The organism is Chthonobacter albigriseus (assembly GCF_013839445.1).
GTDB lineage: Bacteria > Pseudomonadota > Alphaproteobacteria > Rhizobiales > Pleomorphomonadaceae > Chthonobacter > Chthonobacter albigriseus.
On the sequence record NZ_JACDIT010000001.1, the window covers coordinates 1,033,961 to 1,055,178 of the forward strand.

General features: G+C 67.4%; 17 protein-coding genes. 11 read left to right on the top strand and 6 right to left on the bottom strand.

Features of this window, described 5'->3' with window-relative positions; genetic code table 11:
• The first annotated feature begins 40 nt into the window (after positions 1-40).
• The 5 genes from sucC to lpdA all read left to right on the top strand — a co-directional run bounded on the left by sucC (position 41) and on the right by lpdA (position 8,056).
• Positions 41-1,240 (top strand): ADP-forming succinate--CoA ligase subunit beta, encoded by a 1,200-nt coding sequence (sucC, locus tag HZ321_RS04630; RefSeq protein WP_181700668.1) that lies wholly within the window; start codon positions 41-43, stop codon positions 1,238-1,240.
• Positions 1,240-2,139, top strand: a complete 900-nt coding sequence (sucD, locus tag HZ321_RS04635) for a succinate--CoA ligase subunit alpha (RefSeq protein WP_181700670.1) — start codon at positions 1,240-1,242, stop codon at positions 2,137-2,139. The genes sucC and sucD overlap by 1 nt, the downstream gene beginning before the upstream one ends.
• 133 nt (positions 2,140-2,272) lie before the next feature.
• Positions 2,273-5,257, top strand: a complete 2,985-nt coding sequence (locus tag HZ321_RS04640) for a 2-oxoglutarate dehydrogenase E1 component (RefSeq protein WP_181700672.1) — start codon at positions 2,273-2,275, stop codon at positions 5,255-5,257.
• Positions 5,258-5,330: 73 nt separating this feature from the next.
• Complete coding sequence (odhB, locus tag HZ321_RS04645; protein ID WP_181700675.1) at positions 5,331-6,548, top strand: 2-oxoglutarate dehydrogenase complex dihydrolipoyllysine-residue succinyltransferase; 1,218 nt, start codon at positions 5,331-5,333, stop codon at positions 6,546-6,548.
• A 101-nt stretch (positions 6,549-6,649) separates the two neighbouring features.
• Positions 6,650-8,056: a dihydrolipoyl dehydrogenase gene (gene lpdA, locus HZ321_RS04650; protein ID WP_181700677.1), complete on the top strand. Its 1,407-nt coding sequence runs from the start codon at positions 6,650-6,652 to the stop codon at positions 8,054-8,056.
• Positions 8,057-8,111: 55 nt separating this feature from the next.
• On the opposite strand, the gene HZ321_RS04655 is transcribed toward lpdA, so the two are convergent.
• Positions 8,112-9,053, bottom strand: coding sequence for a DMT family transporter (locus HZ321_RS04655; RefSeq protein ID WP_181700679.1), 942 nt, complete (start codon positions 9,051-9,053; stop codon positions 8,112-8,114).
• A 137-nt stretch (positions 9,054-9,190) separates the two neighbouring features.
• Positions 9,191-10,138, bottom strand: a complete 948-nt coding sequence (locus tag HZ321_RS04660) for a tyrosine recombinase XerC (RefSeq protein WP_181700681.1) — start codon at positions 10,136-10,138, stop codon at positions 9,191-9,193.
• A gap of 163 nt (positions 10,139-10,301) precedes the next feature.
• Between HZ321_RS04660 and HZ321_RS04665 the strand changes: the two genes are divergently transcribed.
• Positions 10,302-10,721, top strand: a complete 420-nt coding sequence (locus HZ321_RS04665) for a hypothetical protein (RefSeq protein WP_181700683.1) — start codon at positions 10,302-10,304, stop codon at positions 10,719-10,721.
• Between the two features lie 26 nt (positions 10,722-10,747).
• On the opposite strand, the gene HZ321_RS04670 is transcribed toward HZ321_RS04665, so the two are convergent.
• On the bottom strand, positions 10,748-12,268 hold the full coding sequence (locus HZ321_RS04670; RefSeq protein WP_181700684.1) for a glucosamine inositolphosphorylceramide transferase family protein: 1,521 nt from the start codon (positions 12,266-12,268) through the stop codon (positions 10,748-10,750).
• A gap of 40 nt (positions 12,269-12,308) precedes the next feature.
• Complete coding sequence (locus tag HZ321_RS04675) at positions 12,309-13,442, bottom strand: hypothetical protein (protein WP_181700686.1); 1,134 nt, start codon at positions 13,440-13,442, stop codon at positions 12,309-12,311.
• A 135-nt stretch (positions 13,443-13,577) separates the two neighbouring features.
• On the opposite strand from HZ321_RS04675, the gene HZ321_RS04680 reads away from it, so the two are divergent.
• Entirely contained in the window at positions 13,578-13,982 is a 405-nt protein-coding gene (locus tag HZ321_RS04680) for a dihydrofolate reductase family protein (protein ID WP_181700687.1), read from the top strand.
• Positions 13,983-14,045: 63 nt separating this feature from the next.
• The gene (locus HZ321_RS04685; protein ID WP_181700689.1) at positions 14,046-14,282 is read left to right on the top strand and encodes a DUF3072 domain-containing protein; all 237 of its coding nucleotides are present in this window, start codon (positions 14,046-14,048) and stop codon (positions 14,280-14,282) included.
• Positions 14,283-14,406: 124 nt separating this feature from the next.
• Here HZ321_RS04685 and HZ321_RS04690 read toward each other — a convergent pair whose 3' ends face one another.
• Together HZ321_RS04690 and HZ321_RS04695 are read right to left on the bottom strand one after the other, a co-directional pair.
• The gene (locus HZ321_RS04690) at positions 14,407-14,568 is read right to left on the bottom strand and encodes a hypothetical protein (RefSeq protein WP_181700691.1); all 162 of its coding nucleotides are present in this window, start codon (positions 14,566-14,568) and stop codon (positions 14,407-14,409) included.
• Between the two features lie 144 nt (positions 14,569-14,712).
• The gene (locus HZ321_RS04695; protein ID WP_181700693.1) at positions 14,713-15,951 is read right to left on the bottom strand and encodes a CynX/NimT family MFS transporter; all 1,239 of its coding nucleotides are present in this window, start codon (positions 15,949-15,951) and stop codon (positions 14,713-14,715) included.
• A gap of 348 nt (positions 15,952-16,299) precedes the next feature.
• Between HZ321_RS04695 and dnaN the strand changes: the two genes are divergently transcribed.
• From dnaN to gyrB, 3 genes are all read left to right on the top strand, one after another.
• Positions 16,300-17,418: a DNA polymerase III subunit beta gene (gene dnaN, locus HZ321_RS04700; RefSeq protein WP_181700695.1), complete on the top strand. Its 1,119-nt coding sequence runs from the start codon at positions 16,300-16,302 to the stop codon at positions 17,416-17,418.
• Between the two features lie 34 nt (positions 17,419-17,452).
• On the top strand, positions 17,453-18,586 hold the full coding sequence (gene recF / locus HZ321_RS04705; RefSeq protein WP_181700697.1) for a DNA replication/repair protein RecF: 1,134 nt from the start codon (positions 17,453-17,455) through the stop codon (positions 18,584-18,586).
• A 140-nt stretch (positions 18,587-18,726) separates the two neighbouring features.
• On the top strand, positions 18,727-21,156 hold the full coding sequence (gyrB, locus tag HZ321_RS04710; RefSeq protein WP_181700698.1) for a DNA topoisomerase (ATP-hydrolyzing) subunit B: 2,430 nt from the start codon (positions 18,727-18,729) through the stop codon (positions 21,154-21,156).
• Positions 21,157-21,218 lie beyond the last annotated feature (62 nt).

Consider the following 21,218-nt stretch of genomic DNA (forward strand, 5'->3'; position numbering starts at 1 on the left):
ACCTCCCCTCCCGTCCCCAATCCCTCATGAGGACGTTCGGATGAACATCCACGAATATCAGGCGAAAGCCATCTTCAAGCAGTATGGCGTGCCGGTGAATCCGGGCGTTCCGGTGCTCTCCGTCGACGAGGCGGAGACCGCGGCCAAGGCGCTGCCCGGCCCGCTCTGGGTGGTGAAGAGCCAGATCCATGCCGGCGGACGCGGCAAGGGCAAGTTCAAGGAAGCCGACGCAGGCGAGAAGGGCGGCGTTCGCCTCGCCAAGTCCGCCGAGGAGGCCGCGGCCTTCGTCCGGCAGATGTTCGGCAAGACGCTGGTGACGATCCAGACCGGGCCCGCGGGCAAGCAGGTCAACCGGATGTACATCGAGAGCGGGTCGGACATCGAGAAGGAGCTCTACCTCTCCATCCTCGTCGACCGCGTCACCTCGCGCGTGGCCTTCGTGGCCTCGACCGAGGGCGGCATGGACATCGAGCAGGTCGCCCACGACACGCCGGAGAAGATCGTCACCTTCTCGATCGACCCGGCAACCGGCTTCATGCCGCACCACGGCCGCACGCTCGCCAAGGCGCTGAAGCTTTCCGGCAACGCCGCCAAGCAGATCGGCCCGGTGGCGGAGAAGCTCTACAACGCCTTCGTCGGCACCGACATGGCGATGCTGGAGGTCAACCCGCTGATCGTCACGCCCGAGGGCAACATCGTCGCCCTCGACGGCAAGGTGAGCTTCGACAGCAACTCGCTCTACCGGCACCCGGAGATCGTGGAACTGCGCGATATCACCGAAGAGGACGAGAAGGAGATCGAGGCGTCGAAGTACGACCTCGCCTATATCGCTCTCGACGGAACGATCGGCTGCATGGTGAACGGCGCGGGCCTAGCCATGGCAACGCTCGACATCATCAAGCTCTACGGCGAGGAGCCGGCCAACTTCCTGGACGTCGGTGGCGGCGCCTCGGAGGAGAAGGTCACGGCGGCGTTCAAGATCATCACCGCGGATCCGCAGGTGAAGGGCATCCTGGTCAACATCTTCGGCGGCATCATGAAGTGCGACGTCATTGCGCGCGGCGTGCTCGCGGCGGTGAAGGCGGTCGGCCTGCAGGTGCCCCTGGTGGTGCGCCTGGAAGGCACCAACGTGGAACTCGGCAAGCAGATCATCGCCGAATCCGGCCTCAACGTGCTCGCCGCCGACGATCTCGACGACGCAGCGCAGAAGATCGTCAACGCGGTGCGGGGAGTGCGCTGATGTCCGTCCTGATCAACAAAGACACCAAGGTCCTGACCCAGGGCATCACCGGCAAGACGGGCACGTTCCATACGGAACAGGGCCTCGCCTACGGCACCAAGATGGTCGGCGGCGTAACGCCGGGCAAGGGCGGCTCAAAGTGGACGGCGGCCACCGGCGAGGAACTGCCGGTGTTTGACACGGTGCTGGAGGCCAAGGAAGCCACCGGCGCCAATGCCTCGGTGGTCTACGTGCCGCCGCCGTTCGCGGCGGACTCGATCTGCGAGGCGATCGAGGCGGAGATCCCGCTCGTCGTCTGCATCACCGAGGGCATTCCGGTGCTCGACATGGTGCGGGTGAAGCGCGCGCTCAGCGGCTCCAAGACCCGGCTGATCGGACCGAACTGCCCGGGCATCGTGACGGCGGGCGAGTCCAAGATCGGCATCATGCCGGCGAACATCTTCCGCAAGGGCAACGTCGGGATCGTGTCGCGGTCGGGAACGCTGACCTATGAGGCGGTGTTCCAGACCAGCCAGGTCGGGCTCGGCCAGACCTCGGCGGTCGGCATCGGCGGCGACCCGGTGAAGGGCACCGAGTTCATCGACGTGCTGGAGATGTTCCTGGCGGACCCCGACACGCACTCGATCATCATGATCGGCGAGATCGGCGGTTCGGCGGAAGAGGACGCCGCCCAGTTCCTGGCCGACGAGGCCAAGCGCGGGCGCAAGAAGCCGATGGTCGGCTTCATCGCAGGCCGTACGGCGCCTCCGGGCCGCCGCATGGGCCACGCGGGTGCGATCATCTCCGGCGGCAAGGGCGGCGCCGAGGACAAGATCGCGGCCATGGAAGCTGCCGGCATCCGCGTCTCGCCGTCACCGGCGCGCCTCGGCACCACGCTGGTCGACGTCCTCAAGGGCTGAGCGGCTTCAACGTTTCCGAGAGGGTCGGTGGGGTACCATTCCCGCCGACCAAACCCCACATCGGGCTCGCACGCACCAAGAACCCCCGCGGCACCCATCAGAAAAGGACGGGGTCCCCCACCCCGGATCGGTCATGGCACGGCAAGACCAGAACGACGCCTTCGCGCTGACCTCGTTCCTCTACGGCGGCAATGCCGCCTACATCGAAGACCTCTACGCCACCTACGAGAAGGATCCGGCTTCCGTCGATGCGGAATGGCGGGAGTTCTTCGCCGGCCTCGGCGAGGCGAAGGAGGCGGTGAACGCGAACGCGCAGGGCGCGCCCTGGAAGCGGCCGGACTGGCCGATCGTGCCCAATGGCGAACTGGTCGCCGCGCTGGACGGCAACTGGGGCGAGACCGCCAAGAAGGTCGAGAAGAAGATCCAGGACAAGGTGGCCGAGAAGGGCACCGGCATCACCGAGGCGCAGCTGCAGCAGGCGACGCGCGACTCCACGCGCGCCCTGATGATGATCCGCGCCTACCGCATGCGCGGCCACCTGCACGCCAACCTCGATCCGCTCGGCCTCGCCAAGAAAGTGGATCCGACCGAACTGGAGCCGGCGTCGTTCGGTTTTTCCGAAGCCGACATGGACCGCCGGATCTTCATCGACAACGTGCTCGGCCTGGAATTCGCCACGCCGCGACAGATCCTGGAGATCCTGCAGCGCACCTATTGCTCGACCATCGGCGTGGAGTTCATGCACATCTCCAACGCCGAGGAGAAGGGCTGGATCCAGGAACGCATCGAGGGGCCGGACAAGCAGATCACCTTCACCCGAGAGGGTAAGCGGGCGATCCTCAACAAGCTGGTCGAAGCGGAAGGGTTCGAGAAGTTCCTGGACGTCAAGTTCACCGGCACCAAGCGGTTCGGGCTTGACGGCGGCGAGGCGCTGATCCCGGCGCTGGAACAGATCATCAAGCGCGGCGGCAATCTCGGCGTCCGGGAGATCGTGGTCGGCATGGCCCACCGCGGCCGTCTCAACGTGCTGACCCAGGTGCTGGGCAAGCCTCACCGGGCGCTGTTCCACGAGTTCAAGGGCGGCTCGTTCGCCCCGGACGACGTGGAAGGCTCGGGCGACGTGAAGTACCACCTCGGCGCCTCGTCGGACCGGGAGTTCGACGGCAACAAGGTGCATCTCAGCCTGACGCCCAACCCGTCACACCTGGAGATCGTCAACCCGGTGGTGCTCGGCAAGGTGCGCGCCAAGCAGGACCAGCTGGCGACCACCTGGGAAGGTGACGTCATCCCGCTGCGCGAGCGCACCAAGGTGCTGCCGCTGCTCCTGCACGGCGACGCGGCCTTCGCCGGCCAGGGCGTGGTGGCCGAATGCTTCGGGCTGTCCGGCCTGCGCGGCCATCGGACCGCAGGCTCGATCCACTTCATCATCAACAACCAGATCGGTTTCACCACCAACCCGCACTTCTCGCGCTCGTCGCCCTACCCGTCCGACGTCGCCAAGATGATCGAAGCGCCGATCCTCCATGTGAACGGCGACGATCCGGAGGCCGTGGTGTTCGCCGCGAAGATCGCTATCGAGTTCCGGCAGAAGTTCCACAAGCCAGTGGTCGTGGACATGATCTGCTACCGCCGCTTCGGCCACAACGAAGGCGACGAGCCCGGCTTCACCCAGCCGATGATGTACAAGACAATCCGCAGCCATCCGACGACGCTGCAGATCTATGCCGATAAGCTCGTCGGCGAAGGCGTGATGACCGCCGAGGAGGTCGAGGGCTGGAAGAACGAATGGCGCGCCAGGCTGGACGCGGAGTTCGACATCGGCCAGTCCTACAAGCCGAACAAGGCGGACTGGCTGGACGGCGTCTGGGCCGGCCTCAAGGTCGCCGATAGCTTCGACGAGCAGCGCCGCGGCAACTCGGGCGTCAACATCGACACGCTGCGCGAGATCGGCCGCAAGCTGACGCAAGTGCCAGAGGGCTTCAAGGTCCACCGGACCATCCAGCGCTTCCTCGACGCGCGGGCGAAGGCGATCGAGACCGGCGAGGGCATCGACTGGGCGACCGCGGAGTCGCTGGCCTTCGGCTCCCTGGTGATGGGCGGTCACAAGATCCGCCTCAGCGGCCAGGACTGCGAGCGCGGCACGTTCAGCCAGCGGCATTCGGTGCTCTACGACCAAGAGACCGAGGAGCGATACATCCCGCTCGCCAACCTTTCGCCGACGCAGGCGCGCTACGAGGTCATCAACTCGATGCTCTCGGAAGAGGCGGTGCTCGGCTTCGAATACGGCTATTCGCTGGCCCGGCCGAACGCGCTGACGCTGTGGGAGGCGCAGTTCGGCGACTTCGCCAATGGCGCGCAGGTGATCTTCGACCAGTTCGTCTCGGCCGGCGAGCGGAAGTGGCTGCGCATGTCCGGCCTCGTCTGCCTGCTGCCGCACGGCTACGAGGGCCAGGGGCCGGAGCACTCCTCTGCGCGTCTGGAGCGCTTCCTGCAGATGTGCGCCGAGGACAACATGCAGGTCGCCAACTGCACGACGCCGTCGAACTACTTCCACATCCTGCGCCGGCAGCTGACGCGCGACTTCCGCAAGCCGCTGATCCTGATGACGCCGAAGTCGTTGCTGCGCCACAAGCGGGCGGTCTCGCGGCTCGACGAGATGGGCGCGGACACCTCGTTCCACCGCTTGCTGTGGGACGATGCGCAGTCGGCTCCGGGATCGACGACGGTCAAGCTGGTGGCCGACGACAAGATCCGCCGGGTGGTGCTCTGCTCGGGCAAGGTCTACTTCGACCTGTTCGAGGAGCGCGAGAAGCGCGGTGTCGACGACGTCTATCTGTTGCGCGTGGAGCAGCTCTATCCGTTCCCGGCGAAGGCGCTGGTGAACGAGCTCGGCCGCTTCAAGCAGGCGGACATCGTGTGGTGCCAGGAAGAGCCCAAGAACATGGGCAGCTGGACCTTTATCGAGCCCTACCTGGAGTGGGTGCTGAAGCAGATCGGGGCCAAGGTCACGCGTCCGCGCTACGCCGGGCGCGCACCGTCGGCCGCGACCGCGACCGGCCTGATGTCGAAGCACCTCGCGCAGCTCAACGCCTTCCTGGAAGAAGCCCTCGGCGACTGACACGATCCGGACGCCGGCCTCCGAGCCGGCGTCCTTCCCCCACATCCTTAGACCAGAAGAGACGAGCGACCCCATGGCGACGGAAATCCGCGTGCCGACCCTCGGCGAATCCGTGACCGAGGCCACCATCGGCCGGTGGTTCAAGAAGGTGGGCGACGCCGTGAAGGCGGATGAGCCTGTCGTGGAGCTCGAGACCGACAAGGTCACGATCGAGGTTCCGGCTCCGACCTCCGGCGTTCTCGGCGAGATCCTGGTGAACGACGGTGAGACTGTGGGCGTCGGCGCCCTGCTCGGTTCGCTGACCGAAGGCGCTGCCGGCGCCAGCGCTCCGGCTCCGAAGGCGGCGGCTCCCGCGCCGGCACCCGTTGCGGCACCGGCCGCCGCCGTTCCCGCCCCGGCTGCGACGTCCATGCCGCCGGCCCCTTCGGCCGCCAAGATGATGGCAGAAAGCGGAATCTCGGTCGACAGCGGCTCGGGCAAGCGCGGCCAGGTGCTGAAGGAGGACGTCCTGAAGGCGATCGCCGCCGGTCCGGCTCCTGCGGCCGCTCCCGCCCCCGTAGCGGCGCGCGCGCCCTCGCCGGCCGACGATGCGTCCCGCGAGGAGCGGGTCCGCATGACCAAGCTGCGCCAGACGATCGCGCGGCGCCTGAAGGATGCGCAGAACTCCGCGGCCATGCTGACGACCTTCAACGAGGTCGACATGACCAACGTGATGGCGCTCCGGAACAGCTACAAGGATCTGTTCGAGAAGAAGCACGGCGTGAAGCTCGGCTTCATGGGCTTCTTCGTGAAAGCCTGTATCCAAGGGCTGAAGGAGATCCCGGCGGTGAACGCCGAGATCGACGGTACCGACATCATCTACAAGAACTACTACCACGTGGGCGTCGCCGTCGGAACGGAGAAGGGCCTGGTGGTGCCGGTGGTGCGTGACGCCGACCAGCTCTCGATCTCGGGTGTGGAGAAGAAGATCGGCGAGTTCGGCAAGCGCGCCCGTGACGGCCAGCTCAAGATCGAGGAGATGCAGGGTGGCACCTTCACGATCTCGAACGGCGGCGTCTACGGCTCGCTGATGTCGACCCCGATCCTGAACGCGCCGCAGTCGGGCATTCTCGGCATGCACAAGATCCAGGAGCGGCCGATGGTGGTCGGCGGCAAGATCGAGATCCGGCCGATGATGTACCTGGCGCTCTCTTACGACCACCGCATCGTCGACGGCAAGGAAGCCGTGACCTTCCTGGTGCGGGTGAAGGAGAGCCTGGAGGATCCCCAGCGCCTCGTGCTGGATCTCTGAGGATGGTTTCGGCGCAGCCCAGTGCGGCTGCGCCAATCCCCACACGTTGAACTGACCTTGGCGCGGGCGCCGACCGGCCCCGCTGCCGACTGGAGACTTCGATGTCCTATGATCTGATCGTGATCGGAACCGGGCCGGGCGGCTATGTCTGCGCGATCCGCGCCGCACAGCTCGGCCTGAAGGTGGCGGCCATCGACAAGCGCGGCACCCACGGCGGGACGTGTCTCAACGTGGGGTGCATTCCCTCCAAGGCGCTGCTGCATGCCTCCGAATTGTTCGAGGAAGCGGGCCATAGCTTCAAGAAACTCGGCATCGACGTCGGGACGCCGAAGCTCGATCTGCCGGCGATGATGGCGCACAAGGACGCGACGGTGAAGTCGAACGTCCAGGGCATCGACTTCCTCTTCAAGAAGAACAAGATCGATCCGTTCTTCGGATCGGCGACGATCACGGCGCCCGGCAAGGTGGACGTGGTGCTCAACGACGGATCCGGCACGCAGTCGCTGGAAGGCAAGGCGATCGTGATCGCCACCGGATCCGACGTGGCGAACTTGCCGGGGATCACGATCGACGAGAAGACCGTGGTGTCGTCAACGGGCGCGATCGCCCTCGACAAGGTGCCGGAACGGCTGCTGGTGATCGGCGCGGGCGTGATCGGCCTGGAACTCGGGTCCGTCTGGTCGCGGCTCGGCGCGAAGGTCACGGTGGTGGAGTATCTGGACCGCATCCTGCCGGGCATGGACGGTGAGGTGGCCAAGCAGTTCCAGCGCATGCTGGAGAAGCAGGGCTTCGCCTTCAAGCTCGGGCAGAAGGTGACGGGCGTGACGCCGAATGGTGCGGGTCCGGTGGCGGTGTCCTTCGAACCCGCAGCGGGGGGCGCAGCCGAGACGCTGGAGGCCGATGTGGTGCTGGTCGCGGTCGGGCGTCGTCCCTATACGGACGGCCTGGGTCTCGAGGCGCTGGGTGTCGAGCGCGACACCAAGGGGCGTGTGGCGGTCGACGCGCACTACCAGTCGAACGTGCCGGGGATCTACGCGATCGGCGACGTGATCGTCGGGCCGATGCTGGCTCACAAGGCCGAGGACGAGGGCGTGGCACTGGCCGAAATCCTCGCCGGACAGAAGCCGCACATCAACTACGGCATCATCCCGGGCGTGGTCTACACCATGCCCGAAGTGGCGGCCATCGGGCAGACCGAGGAGGAACTCAAGGCCGCGGGGATCGAGTACCGCGCCGGCAAGTTCCCCTTCACCGCGAACGGCCGCGCGAAGGCGAACCTGACCACAGAGGGCTTCGTGAAGGTGCTGGCCGATGCCAAGACGGATCGGGTGCTCGGGGCCCACATCGTGGGAGCGGGAGCCGGCGACCTGATCCACGAGGTGGCCGTGCTGATGGAGTTCGGCGGATCGTCGGAAGATCTCGCACGCACCTGCCATGCCCATCCGACGCTGTCGGAAGCGGTGAAGGAAGCGGCGCTGGCGGTGGACAAGCGCCCGATCCACATCTGACGCGACCTGACGGCATGACCGAACGGCCCGGCGGCGACGCCGGGCCGTTGTCGTTTTATCGCCGGCGGTCGATCAGCGTGAAGAGGCCGATGCCGCCGATGACGAGCGCCGTGCCCAGGAGGTCCGACCCGGTCGCGACCTCATCGAGGATCACGACAGCCAGCATCAGCGTGACGACGGGGCTCAAGGTGCTGATGGTGGCATTGGCCTGTGCGGAGATGCGCGAGAGCGCCGCGTTCATCAGGAAGGTGGGCAGAACCGTCGCGCCGATCGCGAGCCAGACGGCGAGGAACAGGGCATGCCCGCCGATGGCCAGTCCAGAGAGGGGCTGGGTGGCGGCATACTGGCCGACGACGCCCAGACCGGCTGCCGTCATCGCCACCGACGTGAACAGCGGTGCGCCGAGGCGGGCGATCAGCGGCTTGGCGAAGAGCTGATAGAGGGCGAAGGCGATCGCCGACGACAAGACCCAAGCCGCCCCAACCGCGACCGCGGCGCCATCGGTGGAGACGTCGCCGAGGAAGACCACCGCAAGGCCGAGGTAGGCGATCGCAAAGGCTCCGAGCGACGCCGGTTTCACCCTCTGGCGGAAGAACAGCGCGCCGAACAGCACGACGAAGAACGGGTAGGTGAAGAGGATCAGCCGCTCGAATTGGGGCGACAGGGTCTCCAGCCCCTTGAAATCCGTGTAGCTGGCGAACCAGTAGCCGAGGACGCCGACCATCGCGGACTTGATGATGTCGCCGGTCCGGATGGCACCGCGGCTCTCGGCCGTTCCACGCGCGAGCGTCCACAGCCCGACGGCGACGTAGATCGGCGTCGCAAGGAGCATGCGCCAGGCGAGCAGCGTGAGGGCGTCCAGGTTTTCGGCGTAGGCGAGCTTGATCAGGATGCCCTTCGAAGCGAAGAGCACCGCCCCGGCCATGGCCAGGCTGTAGCCGGTCCAAGGAACGGGCGGCAGCTTGGCGGCGGCGATCGGGTTGGTCTCTGCGGTCATTTCAAGCCTTCGTCAGGCCTTCCGGCGGAGGCCTTCTCACCGATCACGTCGAAGGGCGGGACTGGATATGAGCCGCGGTCGTGGCGCTGAAGGCGGCGGAAGCGCGAGGTAGCACGGCGCCGGAGTTGCCGCAATCGTCAGCGGGCGCGCGGGTGGGCGTCCTCCCAGGCGCGGACCAGACGGGCCGTGTCCACGGCCGTGTACATCTGGGTGGTGCCGAGGCTCGCATGGCCGAGCAATTCCTGGATGGCGCGCAGGTCGCCGCCAGCTCCAAGCAGGTGGGTGGCGAAGGAGTGGCGGAGCGCGTGGGGGGTCGCCGTGTCGGGCAAGCCCAGCGCGCCCCGCAGGCGCTGCATGGCAAGTTGGATCAGCCGCGGACTGAGCGGACCGCCCTTCGCGCCGCGGAAGACGGGCATGTCCGCCGACATGGGGTATGGACAGAGGCCGAGGTAGACGTGGATCGCCTCGGCCACGGTCGGCAGCACGGGAACCATGCGGATCTTGCCGCCCTTGCCTAGCACGCGCAGCAACCCGCCGGTCGGAGGCGGAACTTCCGCCAGGCGGATGGCGAGCGCTTCGGAGATGCGCAATCCGGATCCGTAGAGCAGCCCCAAGACGGCCGCGTCCCGGGCCGATACCCAGGGATCCTCGGCCAGCTGGCGGCGTTCGTCGGTCACCTGCAGCGCATCGCCGACGGCAAGCGGCTTGGGCAGGCGACGGCCGGTCTTGGGCGTCTTGACAGCCGAGACGGCGGCGCTGGAGCCGTGGCCCTCGCGCTCCAGGAAGCGAACGAGGCTTCTGACGCCCGCCAAGCCGCGGGCGAGAGTCGCCGTGCCGACGCCGCCACGCCGACGCCCGGCCAGAAAGGCGCGGAAATCGGCCGGCTTCAGTCCGCCAATGTCGGCGAGAGTCGGCGGGCCGCCGAGATGGCCGGTGAGGAAACGGACCCACTGCTCGACGTCGCGACCGTAGGCCTCCACCGTTCGCGGACTCACGCGCCGGACGCCGGCCAACGCCGCGGCCCAGCGGGCGACAGCGTCGGCCAGATCGGGCGCCATGATGACCAGGAACTCAGGCTTCGACATCGGATACCGGGATTCACAGGGGAGAACCGACCGGTCCAGCCTGGCCCGGAATGCTGAACGACACATGAATGGGGGTCTCAGATCCGGTTCAGCGGAGGGACGTTAGAACAGGCGCCATGGAAGCGGTCGAACGCACCGCTCGCCACCCGAAAGGAACACGATCATGGCGACCAGGAGCCTTCTTTCAGCGATCACCGGCTTCGGCCTTGCCGCCGCCGTGCTCACCAGCGCCACCTCGGGCGCGCGGGCCGACGAGTTGAGTTTCGGCTTCAGCTTCGGCGGCGGCCAGAGCGGCGTGACCGTCGGCGTCAGCAACGGCACCGTGCTTGCCGATTGGGATCCGGCCCATTCCGGCCGCGACGTGCCCGAGCGGCGCTGGGAGCGGCACAACGACCGGGAAGACTGGCGCGCCCGCCGCTGGTGGCGCGAGCACAACGGCGAACGCTGGGATCGCCCGCACCGGCGCCGTGTGGTCGAGGTCTGCGAGCCCGTTTGGCGGACCAAGCGGATCTACGACGACTGGGGCAACGTGCGGAAGGTGGTTCGCGTCCGCAGCGAGGAGTGCCGCCTGATCCGCCGGTGACCGGCGCAGGGCGACGCCGTTGCCGACTAGGTATCGGCGAAATCCGGGCGCAGCTGGATCGATCGCCCCTGAACCGGGGCGTTCACGCAGACCAGTTCGAACCGCTCGTCGCGCTCATAGTGGCTCAGCCCCTTGTGGGGCTGGGCCGGGCGGAAAGCGCCAATCGTCCTCTGGCCGTAGTGCTCGGGGGACAGGGTTACGATATCGACGAAGGACAGGCCCGCCGCCAGTCCGCCGCGGTTGTCCTCGGCGGGTCTGACGAGACCATCGTAGTAGCGGAAAGGCCGTCCGGCCGGGCGGGCGGCGGAGGCATCGACGAGCACCGGCCCCGGCCCGCCGACCGGGCGCCAGGGGCCTTCGAGGCGGTCGGCCGTCAGCACGGCGATCGCGTCGCGATCCGACGCTCCGTCGCCGTAGCGCGTGGAACCGATGAGGTAGAGCCGGCCGGCATCCTCGAGAACCGTCACATGCGAGAGATCGACGTTCTGGATGCGATAGCGTCGTTCCCAGCGGAAAGGGAACTCGACCGCCGCCCAGAACTCCACGGACCGCCGTGCGGATGTGTCGGGCACCATCCAGATGTGGCCGGCGTGGGCAAACACGTAGGGATAGGAGAGGTGGCAGTCCGCTTCCAAGACGGGCTCGGGCGCCGAAAACCGACCGTCCCGGAACTCGCAGGCGGCGATCAGACCGCGTCCGGTGGCGAAGGGAAACTCCTCCACGAAGGCGAACGTCCGGCCGGCGTGGGTGCACAGGAACGGCGTTGCAAGATGGCGGCGGCCGTCGGTGCGGATGCGGCGGAAGCGACCCTCGGGGAACCGCGGCAGGTCGGTGCTCTCGCCGATCGCGGTCCGCCAGCCGACCGACCACCCCGTGGCCCGCCGGAGGTGGCGATCGATCCATCGGCGCGCATGGAAGGCCAGTTCCGCGGCAAGAAAGCGTATCGGACCGTCGGCATCCGCCGGATCACCGACCCGGCGCCCGGATAGGTGCTCCGCGCCGCCAAGGGGAAGGCCGCGGCCGAGCCTGAGCAGGGCGACGTCGATCACGTTGATGGAACGGCCGAAGATGGCATCCAAGGAGGTCAGCGCCACGTCGGATCGCTCCAGGGCCAGCCGCCAGCGCGCGACCCGGCGGACCTCGCCGTTTTTGTGGAGGTCGAGCGAAAGGACGGGCGCATCGTGGGCAAGAACCGCCTCAGTCGCACCGATATCGATCGGGGATCCGCAGCAGGCCAGCGTCAGGCGCGGTACATTCTCCGGCCCACCGGCCCTGACAAGATCGATCACCAGGTCCGGTGCGTCGTCATCCGGAGCGGCGGTGGGATAGGCGCTGAGATCAGCCGGGTCGGCCGGATGGCCGGCGGGGATCCGGTAGAGCAGCCGCTCCAGCAGGAACAGGAGGCGCATGGCAGGCCCGACCGACGCGCCGCCGCGGCTTTCGAAGCGGAACCTGACAGACAATCTCCGGCGCTCGGTCAGGCGTAGATACAAGGCGCGGTGCCATTCTCGCGTCGCTTCCGGATCGACGATGATCTCGACACGCATCTGCCCCAGCCACTCCGCTCGGCGTCCCGTGCATCAACGCTTAGCGGAGGAGCGGGGAGAATGCCATCGGCGCTGTGTCGAGCGGCTTGGGCACCGGTCGCTTCGGCCGGCGCTTCGGTATGATCCGGGCCAGAGACCGGCCGAGGGCAGCGCTCCAGCACGCGAGCGAAAGGCCCCAGCCGGCGGCGGCCATGACCCAGCCGACAAGTTCGGACAGCGCCCGGGTGAGGACGATCGCCCCGCGTCCGAGAACGCGGACCACGCCCCTGGTCGCGTCGCCATAGCGATCGGCGAGGCGGGCGCCGCGCGCGATCTCCGCCGGCGATCGGGCGAGCGCCAGGAGGTCGTCGGCGGCGCGGTAGCCGGCCCGGGACATCATGCGTGCCGTGTTCCGGCCCACAGCGGCCAACGGGGCGAGATCATCCCAGCGGACGGCCGTACGGGCCGCGACACGCGCCGCCGCCAGGTCGAGGGATCCGATCGCGGTGGCCGACCGGGCGAGCGCCTTGTGGTCGATGGCCTGCTGCGCCAACCTCGACAGGCGGGCAAGGAGGACGGGAGACAAGCGGCCGGCACGCTTGGCCGATTTCAGGGCGGTGAGGCCGACGCGGGCCGGCGCCGCCGAACCAAGGCTCGCCCAGGTCGCGCCCGTCACCGCGAGCCCGGCCGCGGACAGGGCGAGGACGATCTCGTCGGCATCCTCGCCGCGGGCATAGCGCCAGCTTTCGCGGGAGAAGTCCCTGACGTCGCCGATGCCCACGAGATCCCCGGCGACCGCGCCGGCCAACCCCGGGACATCGGCCGTCTCCCCGAACACCGCACCGTTCAGGAAGGAACCGCCCAGGGCAAGCAGGTTCGGCTGTCCGGCAGCCTCGACCTCCGCCCGCTGCTTTGCCGAAATCGGAGCGCCCACGGTGTCGGCCAAAGCGACAAGGCTGTCGGCGAGGTCGGGGTCGTCGGCCGCGAGCGCCGAGTCGATTTCGATGGCCAGCCGCGCGGGCGTCGCTTCCACGTCGAGCTGCTTGCGAGCCAGGGCGAGGGGGTCATCGGCGACTTCGATCCAGCTCCAGGCATCGGCCGCAAGCGGCAGCACGCGATAACCGGCCGCGACAAGGCCGGCAAACGAGACGAGGAGAAGGATCAGCCTTGCGGCACGATGAACGGTACGGAGCAAGGCGCGACCATGAGCGACGTGACTTCAGCGCACGCCTATCGGATGTTTGCGGCGCGAAAAGGACATAGCGGTGAAACAGCGGCGAGCCGTCGAGGTTCGACCGCTGTTCGACGTCACACGAGGAGGATACGGGACATGGCGGATGTGCGGGCAATGCTGGCGATCGGAATGCAGGGACAACTGGGCAACCACGGCGTCCTGCCGTGGGAGGGCAATACGGACCCCGCCTTCGTGGAGGATGTCGAGCGGTTCTTCGAACTGACCCGCGGTCATGTGTTGATCGCAGGGCCGGTCACCGCCCGTTCGGTGCCGGACTGGGCCAAGCGCGACCTGGAGGTTTTCGAACTCCGCTCGCACATGGCCCCGGAGGACGTCATCGCCCGGTTCGAGGGGCGGCGCATCTTCGTGGGCGGCGGACCGACGGTGTGGGCGGCCTATGCTCCCTATATCCGGATCTGGGATGTCACACGGCTGCCCTATGACGGTCCGGCGGACCGATACTTCGATCCAGCCTGGATGCTCGGGCCGGTCCGGATCTGAGGGCGGAACCACTGGCGGTGCCGCGTGTTCATGTGAACAAGCCATGAACAACGGAGCGCCCTCGTGTCGAACCAGCACAGCGATCACAATCCCAAGCTCGACGCCGAACCGCAGTCGAACCAGCGCAAGGATCCCGAAGACTGGGTGTCCGGGCACGACCCGATGACAGGCGCGCAGGCATCGTACCTGAAGACCTTGTCGGAGGAGGCGGATGCGCCGGAGCTCTACGCGGACGATCTCGACAAGGCGGAAGCGTCCAAGCGCATCGATGCCCTTCGGGAGAAGCTTGGTCGCACCTGAGCGACCGCCCCGAAACCGCTTTCGCGCCGGATCCGTATCTCACGGCATGTCCGTCGGCCGACCACCCGGCGGGCCCGACTTGATGCCCCGCCGACCCTCCGGCGGGGCCTTTTCCTCGGTTTCCTCAGTCGGGATCGTGCCGCATGACGACAACCGCCGTCGCTGCCATGACAGCGACGGTCAGGGCGGTCGCTCCGATCATGCCGAAGCCGGTGAAGAACAAAGTGGCCGCTCCGCAGGCCGTCGCGCAGACGCTTCCCGCAGCAACAATGGTTTCCACCTTCATGGCCCGCCTCCAAGCCGTTGGGTGAGTTCTTGTGTTGCAGGACGCAGCGTAGCCTCCAGCGCAGACATTGCAATATGAAATAATGCTGACGACGAATAAGCTCCGTAGCGATCGACCGATCAGGAGCGACGCAGCGCTGGCCGATTAGCCTTTGTCCTGTGGCGTAGGATCGGGACGGACGAGGATGGGGCGGCCGGCGCCGAAGCCGGCGATCGCGCCCGCGATGCCGAGCGCGGCGAAGAGGATCCCCGTCACGGCAAAGCCGCCCGACCACGCGTGCAGCAGGCCGACCAACAGCGGGCCGCCGGCGGCGAGAATGTAGCCGACCGTCTGGGCCATGCTGGACAACTGCGCAGCGACCCACGGATCGGGCGAGCGCAGGACGATCACGGTCATGGCGACGGCTATCAGGCTGCCTTGCCCGAGGCCCTGGATGACGGCCCAGAACCAAATGGACCAAAGCGGCGCGTACAGGCAGCCGAGCAGGCCGACGACGGCACAGGCCAGCAGGATCACGTTGATCCAACTCTGGCTCTTCAGCCGGGCCGCGATGTTGGGCGCGGCGAGACAGGACACCGTCTGGATCAGCACCGAGACCGAAACGATGAAACCGGCGGTCACGCCATCGAGACCCCGATCGCGCAGGATCGGCGCAAGCCATCCGAAGACGCAGTAGGCGAGCGACGACTGTAGGCCCATGAACAGCGTCACCTGCCAGGCCAGCGGATCGCGCCAGAGTCCCCTCACCGGCGGGCGGCGTACCGCCGGAACCGTGCGCGCATGGGCCAGTTGCACGGTCCACAGCAGGCCGACGGCGGCGGCCGGAAGCGCCCAGGCGGCAAGCGCAAGGGACCACGATCCGAATGCCTCGTTGATGGGCACCGTGATGCCGGCCGCGGTGGCCGCTCCGCCGCAGAGGGCCATGGTGTAGAGACCGGTCATGAGCGCGGCGCTGCCGGGGAAGTCGCGCTTGACGAGGCCGGGGAGGAGAACGTTGCCGACCGCGATGGCGGCTCCGGCGATCACCTGTCCGGCAAGGACCGCAACCTCCGACGGTATGCCGCGCAGGCCGGTGCCCGCGGCGATCAGGACGAGCGCCCAGAACACCGTCCATTCCGGACCGATGCGGCGCGAGAGGATAGGCGCGAGCGGCGCGAAGAGGCCAAGGCAGAGCACCGGCAAGGTTGTGGCAAGGCCGGAAAAGAGCGGTCCTGCGCCGGTCTCGGCAACGGCTTCCGGCAACACGGCCGAGAGGCTGGAGAAGATCGGGCGCAGATTGAAGCTGACCAGCACCAGACTGAGCCCGAGCAGGAATCGCCCGGCGCGAGACCTGGCCGATGGATCGGCCACTGGCTTGGTGGGCTCACGGGACACGTCGTTCATGGGCAGGATGCGGGGAACGCAGGAGGGAAGGCCGGGGGCGGCGGCGCGATGGCCGTGGGCCTTCGAAGCTGCCGCCTGATTAGGCGATGCCTGCCTTGAGATCAATCGTCACAAGCCCGGAGGAGCGTGCTTCGAAGGTCGTGGGCAGACCTCCGGAAAGCTGCTTTCCGCGCTTGCGTTTCTTGCCGGTGTTGGCCATGGTGCGAGACCGCGGTGGCCCTCGCCGGATGCCGCGGCCGCCTTTCTCGACAGGCGAATTCCATTCTCACGCAGAGAAGCCCGGCCCCTGCCCCGCGTCGATGACCTTCGCCCCGGACGGCCGTGCTTCCACGCCAGACGGGACCATCCATGCGAGTGACGCTCGAGCGGTCGCATCTCCTGAAGTCGCTGACCCACGTGCACCGGGTCGTCGAGCGCCGCAACACGATCCCCATTCTTTCCAATGTGCTTCTCAAGGCATCCGGCGGAGGCCTTCAGCTGAAGGCGACGGACCTCGACCTGGAGGCGATCGAGAACATCGCGGCAATGGTGGAGCGTCCGGGGGCGACGACCGTGCCGGCGCACATGTTCTACGACATCGTCCGCAAGCTGCCGGACGGTGCGCAGGTCGAACTGACGACATCGCCGGACGGGGCGACGCTGGCGATCGCGTCGGGGCGGTCGAAGTTCTCGCTGCAGATGCTGCCCGAAAGCGACTTCCCGGACATCACGGTCGGGGAACTCAGCCACCGGTTCGAGCTGAAGGCACGCGATCTCAAGACGCTGATCGACAAGACCCAGTTTGCGATCTCCAACGAGGAGATCCGCTATTACCTCAACGGCATCTTCCTGCACGCCGTGGACACGCCGAACGGCAAGCGCTTCCGCGCCGTGGCGACGGACGGCCACCGGCTCGCCCGGGCAGATGTGGTGGCGCCGGAAGGCAGTCAGGGGATGCCGGGCGTGATCGTGCCGCGCAAGACGGTCGGCGAGATCCAGCGGCTGCTGGAAGATCCCGACCTCGACGTGACGGTGGAGCTCTCGGAAGCGAAGATCCGCCTCACCGTCGGCGACGTGGTGCTGACCTCCAAGCTGATCGACGGGACGTTCCCGGACTACGGCCGGGTGATCCCGCAGGGCAACGACAAGGACCTGAAGGTCGATCGGGCGGAATTCGCAGAGGCGGTGGACCGCGTGTCGACCATATCCTCGGAACGCGGACGGGCGGTGAAGCTGGCGCTGACCGAAGGCAAGATGGTGCTGACCGTCGTCAACCCGGACAGCGGCACGGCGACCGAAGAACTGGTGGTCGAGTACGAAGACGATCCGCTGGAGATCGGCTTCAATGCGCGCTACCTGCTCGACATCACTGGACAGCTGACCTCCGAAACCGCTGTGTTCCGGCTGGCCGACCCCGGCTCTCCAACCCTGATCCAGGACGAAGGCGACGCCGAAACGCTCTACGTGCTGATGCCGATGCGCGTGTGAGAGCGGACGCCGCGCGCTCCTGGCCGGCATTTCCATGACGGAACCCACCCGCGTCTTCGTCACGCAGCTGATGCTGACCGACTTCCGCAACCACCCGCATCTGACGGTGGCTGCGGATCGGCGCATCGTGGTGCTCGCCGGGGAGAACGGGGCGGGCAAGACCAACGTCCTCGAAGCCGTGTCGATGATGTCGCCCGGCCGCGGGCTCCGGCGCGCCGCGCACCGGGAGCTTTCGCGGATCGGCGGCGGCGGCGGCTGGGCTGTCAGCGGCGTTGTCGAGGGGCCCTGGGGCTGCGTGCGGATCGGGACTGGACTGCAGCCGGGCGATGCCGCACGGAACGTCCGGATCGACGGCGAGCCCCAGAAGTCAGCCGACGTGCTGACGGAACACCTGCGGGTGATGTGGCTGACGCCTGCCATGGACGGGCTGTTCACGGGGCCGGCCTCGGATCGGCGGCGTTTCCTCGATCGGATGGTCCTCAGCCTCGATCCCGTCCACGGCCGGCGGGTGGCTTCGTTCGAGCAGGCGCTCACCCAGCGCAACCGCATCCTGGAGGAGATCCGGCCGGATCCCGGCTGGCTCGATGCCGTCGAGGCGCAGATCGCCGAACTGGGCGTCGCCGTGGCCGCAGCACGGCGAGAGGCGGTTGCCTGCCTGACGCGCCTGATCGGGGATGCGCACGACCCGGAGGCCGCCTTCCCGGACGCGCGGATCGCCCTGTCCGGAGAGCTCGAAGACGCGCTTGCCGGCGCATCCGCCGCGGAACTGGAGGACTGGTACCGGACCGATCTCGCAGCCGGCCGCTCCCGCGACCGCGCGGCGGGGCGAACCCTCGCAGGGCCGCACCGCAGCGACCTCGTTGTGCACCATGGCCCGAAGGACATGCCGGCGGCGCTCTCCTCGACCGGAGAGCAGAAGGCACTGCTGGTGGGCCTTGTGCTCGCGCAGGCGCGGCTGGTCACAGAACTTGCACGGCAGACGCCCGTTCTGCTGCTTGACGAAGTGGCCGCCCACCTGGACGCGCGCCGGCGGGCGGCGCTGTTCGACATCCTTCAAAACATGGGGGTCCAGGCCTATATGACAGGTACCGACAGAGCCGCCTTCGCAGCCCTGGAGGACCGTGCCTTCTTCCTCGACTTCACTCCCGCCGACACAGGCGGTGGATAACCTTCGACAGAGCCGCCGCCGTGCCCCGAAAGGGCCGGATTTTCAAGCTATTCTGCTAGAATTCCGGCGATGTTGAACAGGCTGATCCGGGCCGTTAAGACGGTCGCGGACGAGCCTCATCAGAAAGCGACCGATTCGCAATGTCAGAACCCGCCCGCGTTACCGCCGAAGAGTACGGCGCCGAGTCGATCAAGGTCCTGAAAGGCCTCGACGCCGTGCGCAAGCGCCCCGGCATGTACATCGGCGACACCGACGACGGATCCGGCCTGCACCACATGGTCTACGAGGTGGTCGACAATGCCATCGACGAGGCGCTGGCCGGCTGGGCGAACGAAGTCCGTGTGACGCTGAACGCGGACGGCTCCTGCACTGTGTCGGACAACGGGCGAGGCATTCCGACCGACATCCACAAGGAGGAAGGCGTTTCCGCGGCCGAAGTCATCATGACCCAGCTGCATGCCGGCGGTAAGTTCGACCAGAACTCCTACAAGGTTTCGGGCGGCCTGCACGGCGTCGGCGTGTCGGTGGTGAACGCGCTTTCGGTCTGGCTGAAGCTCAGGATCTGGCGGTCGGGCCACGAGCACCAGATGGCCTTCACGCATGGCGTGGCGGACGCGCCGCTGGCGATGGTGGGCGAGTCCGGCTCGCGCACCGGCACGGAAGTCAGCTTCATGCCGAGTTCGGAAACGTTCAAGGGCGTGACCGATTTCGACTATGCGACGCTGGAGCGGCGCTTGCGTGAACTGGCGTTCCTCAACTCCGGCGTCCGCATCATTCTGACCGACAATCGCGGCGTGGAGCCGCGGTCGGAAGAGCTGCACTACGAGGGCGGGCTGGAAGCCTTCGTGCGGTATCTGGACCGCTCCAAGAAGCCGTTGATCTCGCGCCCGCTGACACTGATGGCGGAGCGCGACGGGATCACGGTGGAAGTGGCGCTGTGGTGGAACGACAGCTACCACGAGAACGTGCTCTGCTTCACCAACAACATCCCGCAACGGGACGGCGGCACCCATCTCGCCGGTTTTCGCGGAGCCTTGACGCGGCAGGTGACGAACTATGCCGAAAGCTCCGGTGTCACCAAACGCGAGAAGGTGACGCTGACCGGCGACGACTGCCGGGAAGGGCTCACCTGCGTTCTCTCCGTCAAGGTGCCGGACCCCAAGTTTTCGTCACAGACCAAGGACAAGCTGGTCTCCTCCGAAGTGCGCCCCGTGGTGGAAGGTGCGCTGAACGAGGCCTTCGCGACGTGGTTCGAGGAGCATCCCCAGGAAGCCAAGATCGTCGTCGGCAAGGTGGTCGAGGCGGCCGCCGCGCGCGAGGCGGCGCGCAAGGCGCGCGAGCTCACGCGGCGCAAGGGCGCGCTCGACATGGCGTCACTGCCGGGCAAGCTCGCCGAGTGCCAGGATCGCGACCCGGCCAACACCGAGCTCTTCCTGGTCGAGGGTGACTCGGCCGGCGGCTCCGCCAAGCAGGGCCGCAACAGGGAATTCCAGGCCGTGCTGCCGCTCCGCGGCAAGATCCTCAACGTGGAGCGGGCCCGTTTCGACAAGATGCTGTCGTCGGCGGAAATCGGCACCCTGATCACGGCGCTCGGCACCGGGATCGGCCCCGACGAGTTCGACGCGGGCAAGCTGCGCTACCACAAGATCATCATCATGACGGACGCCGACGTGGACGGCGCCCATATCCGCACCCTGCTGCTCACCTTCTTCTTCCGGCAGATGCCGGAACTGATCGAGCGCGGGCACATCTACATCGCCCAGCCGCCGCTCTACAAAGTGACCAAGGGCAAGTCCGAGCAGTACCTTAAGGACGAGCGCGCCTTCGAGGACTACCTGGTGGACCAGGGTCTCGACGAGGCCGTGCTGAAGCTCGCTTCCGGTGAGGAACGCGCCGGCCAGGACCTGCGGGGCCTGATCGACCGCGCCCGCCAGGTGCGCGCCATTCTGGACGGTCTGCATCACCGCTACGATCGCAGCGTGGTGGAGCAGGCGGCGATCGACGGCGCGCTGAACGCCGAGATCCTCACCAATCCGGACAAGGCGCGGGAAGCGGCGACCTTCGTGGCGCGCCGGCTGGACATCCTGGCGGACGAGTTCGAGAAGGGTTGGACCGGAGAGGCCCGCGAAGACGGGTCCCTGGTGTTCACCAGAACGGTTCGCGGCGTGACGGAGGTGAGCACGATCGACCCGGCGCTGCTCTCTTCGGCCGACGCCCGCAAGCTGGATGGGCATTCCCAGCACCTCAAAGAGGTCTACGGCAAGGCCGCTTTCCTGCGCCGAAAGGATGGAGAGTTCGCCGTCCGAGGTCCGCGCGCCCTGCTCGACGCCATCACCGCCGTCGGCCGCAAGGGCATCGCCATGCAGCGCTATAAAGGTCTCGGCGAGATGAACGCCGAACAGCTGTGGGAAACGACGCTCGACCCGAACGTCCGTTCGCTGCTGCAGGTCAAGGTCGCCGAAGCGGTGGAAGCCGACGACATCTTCGACCGGCTGATGGGCGACGAGGTCGAGCCTCGGCGCGAGTTCATCCAGACCAATGCGCTGAACGTCGCCAATCTCGACGTCTGAGGGCCGATGCAGGGTGGTGGACCGGTTCGGCCCACTGCATCAGCATGTCCGGTTCAGAGCAG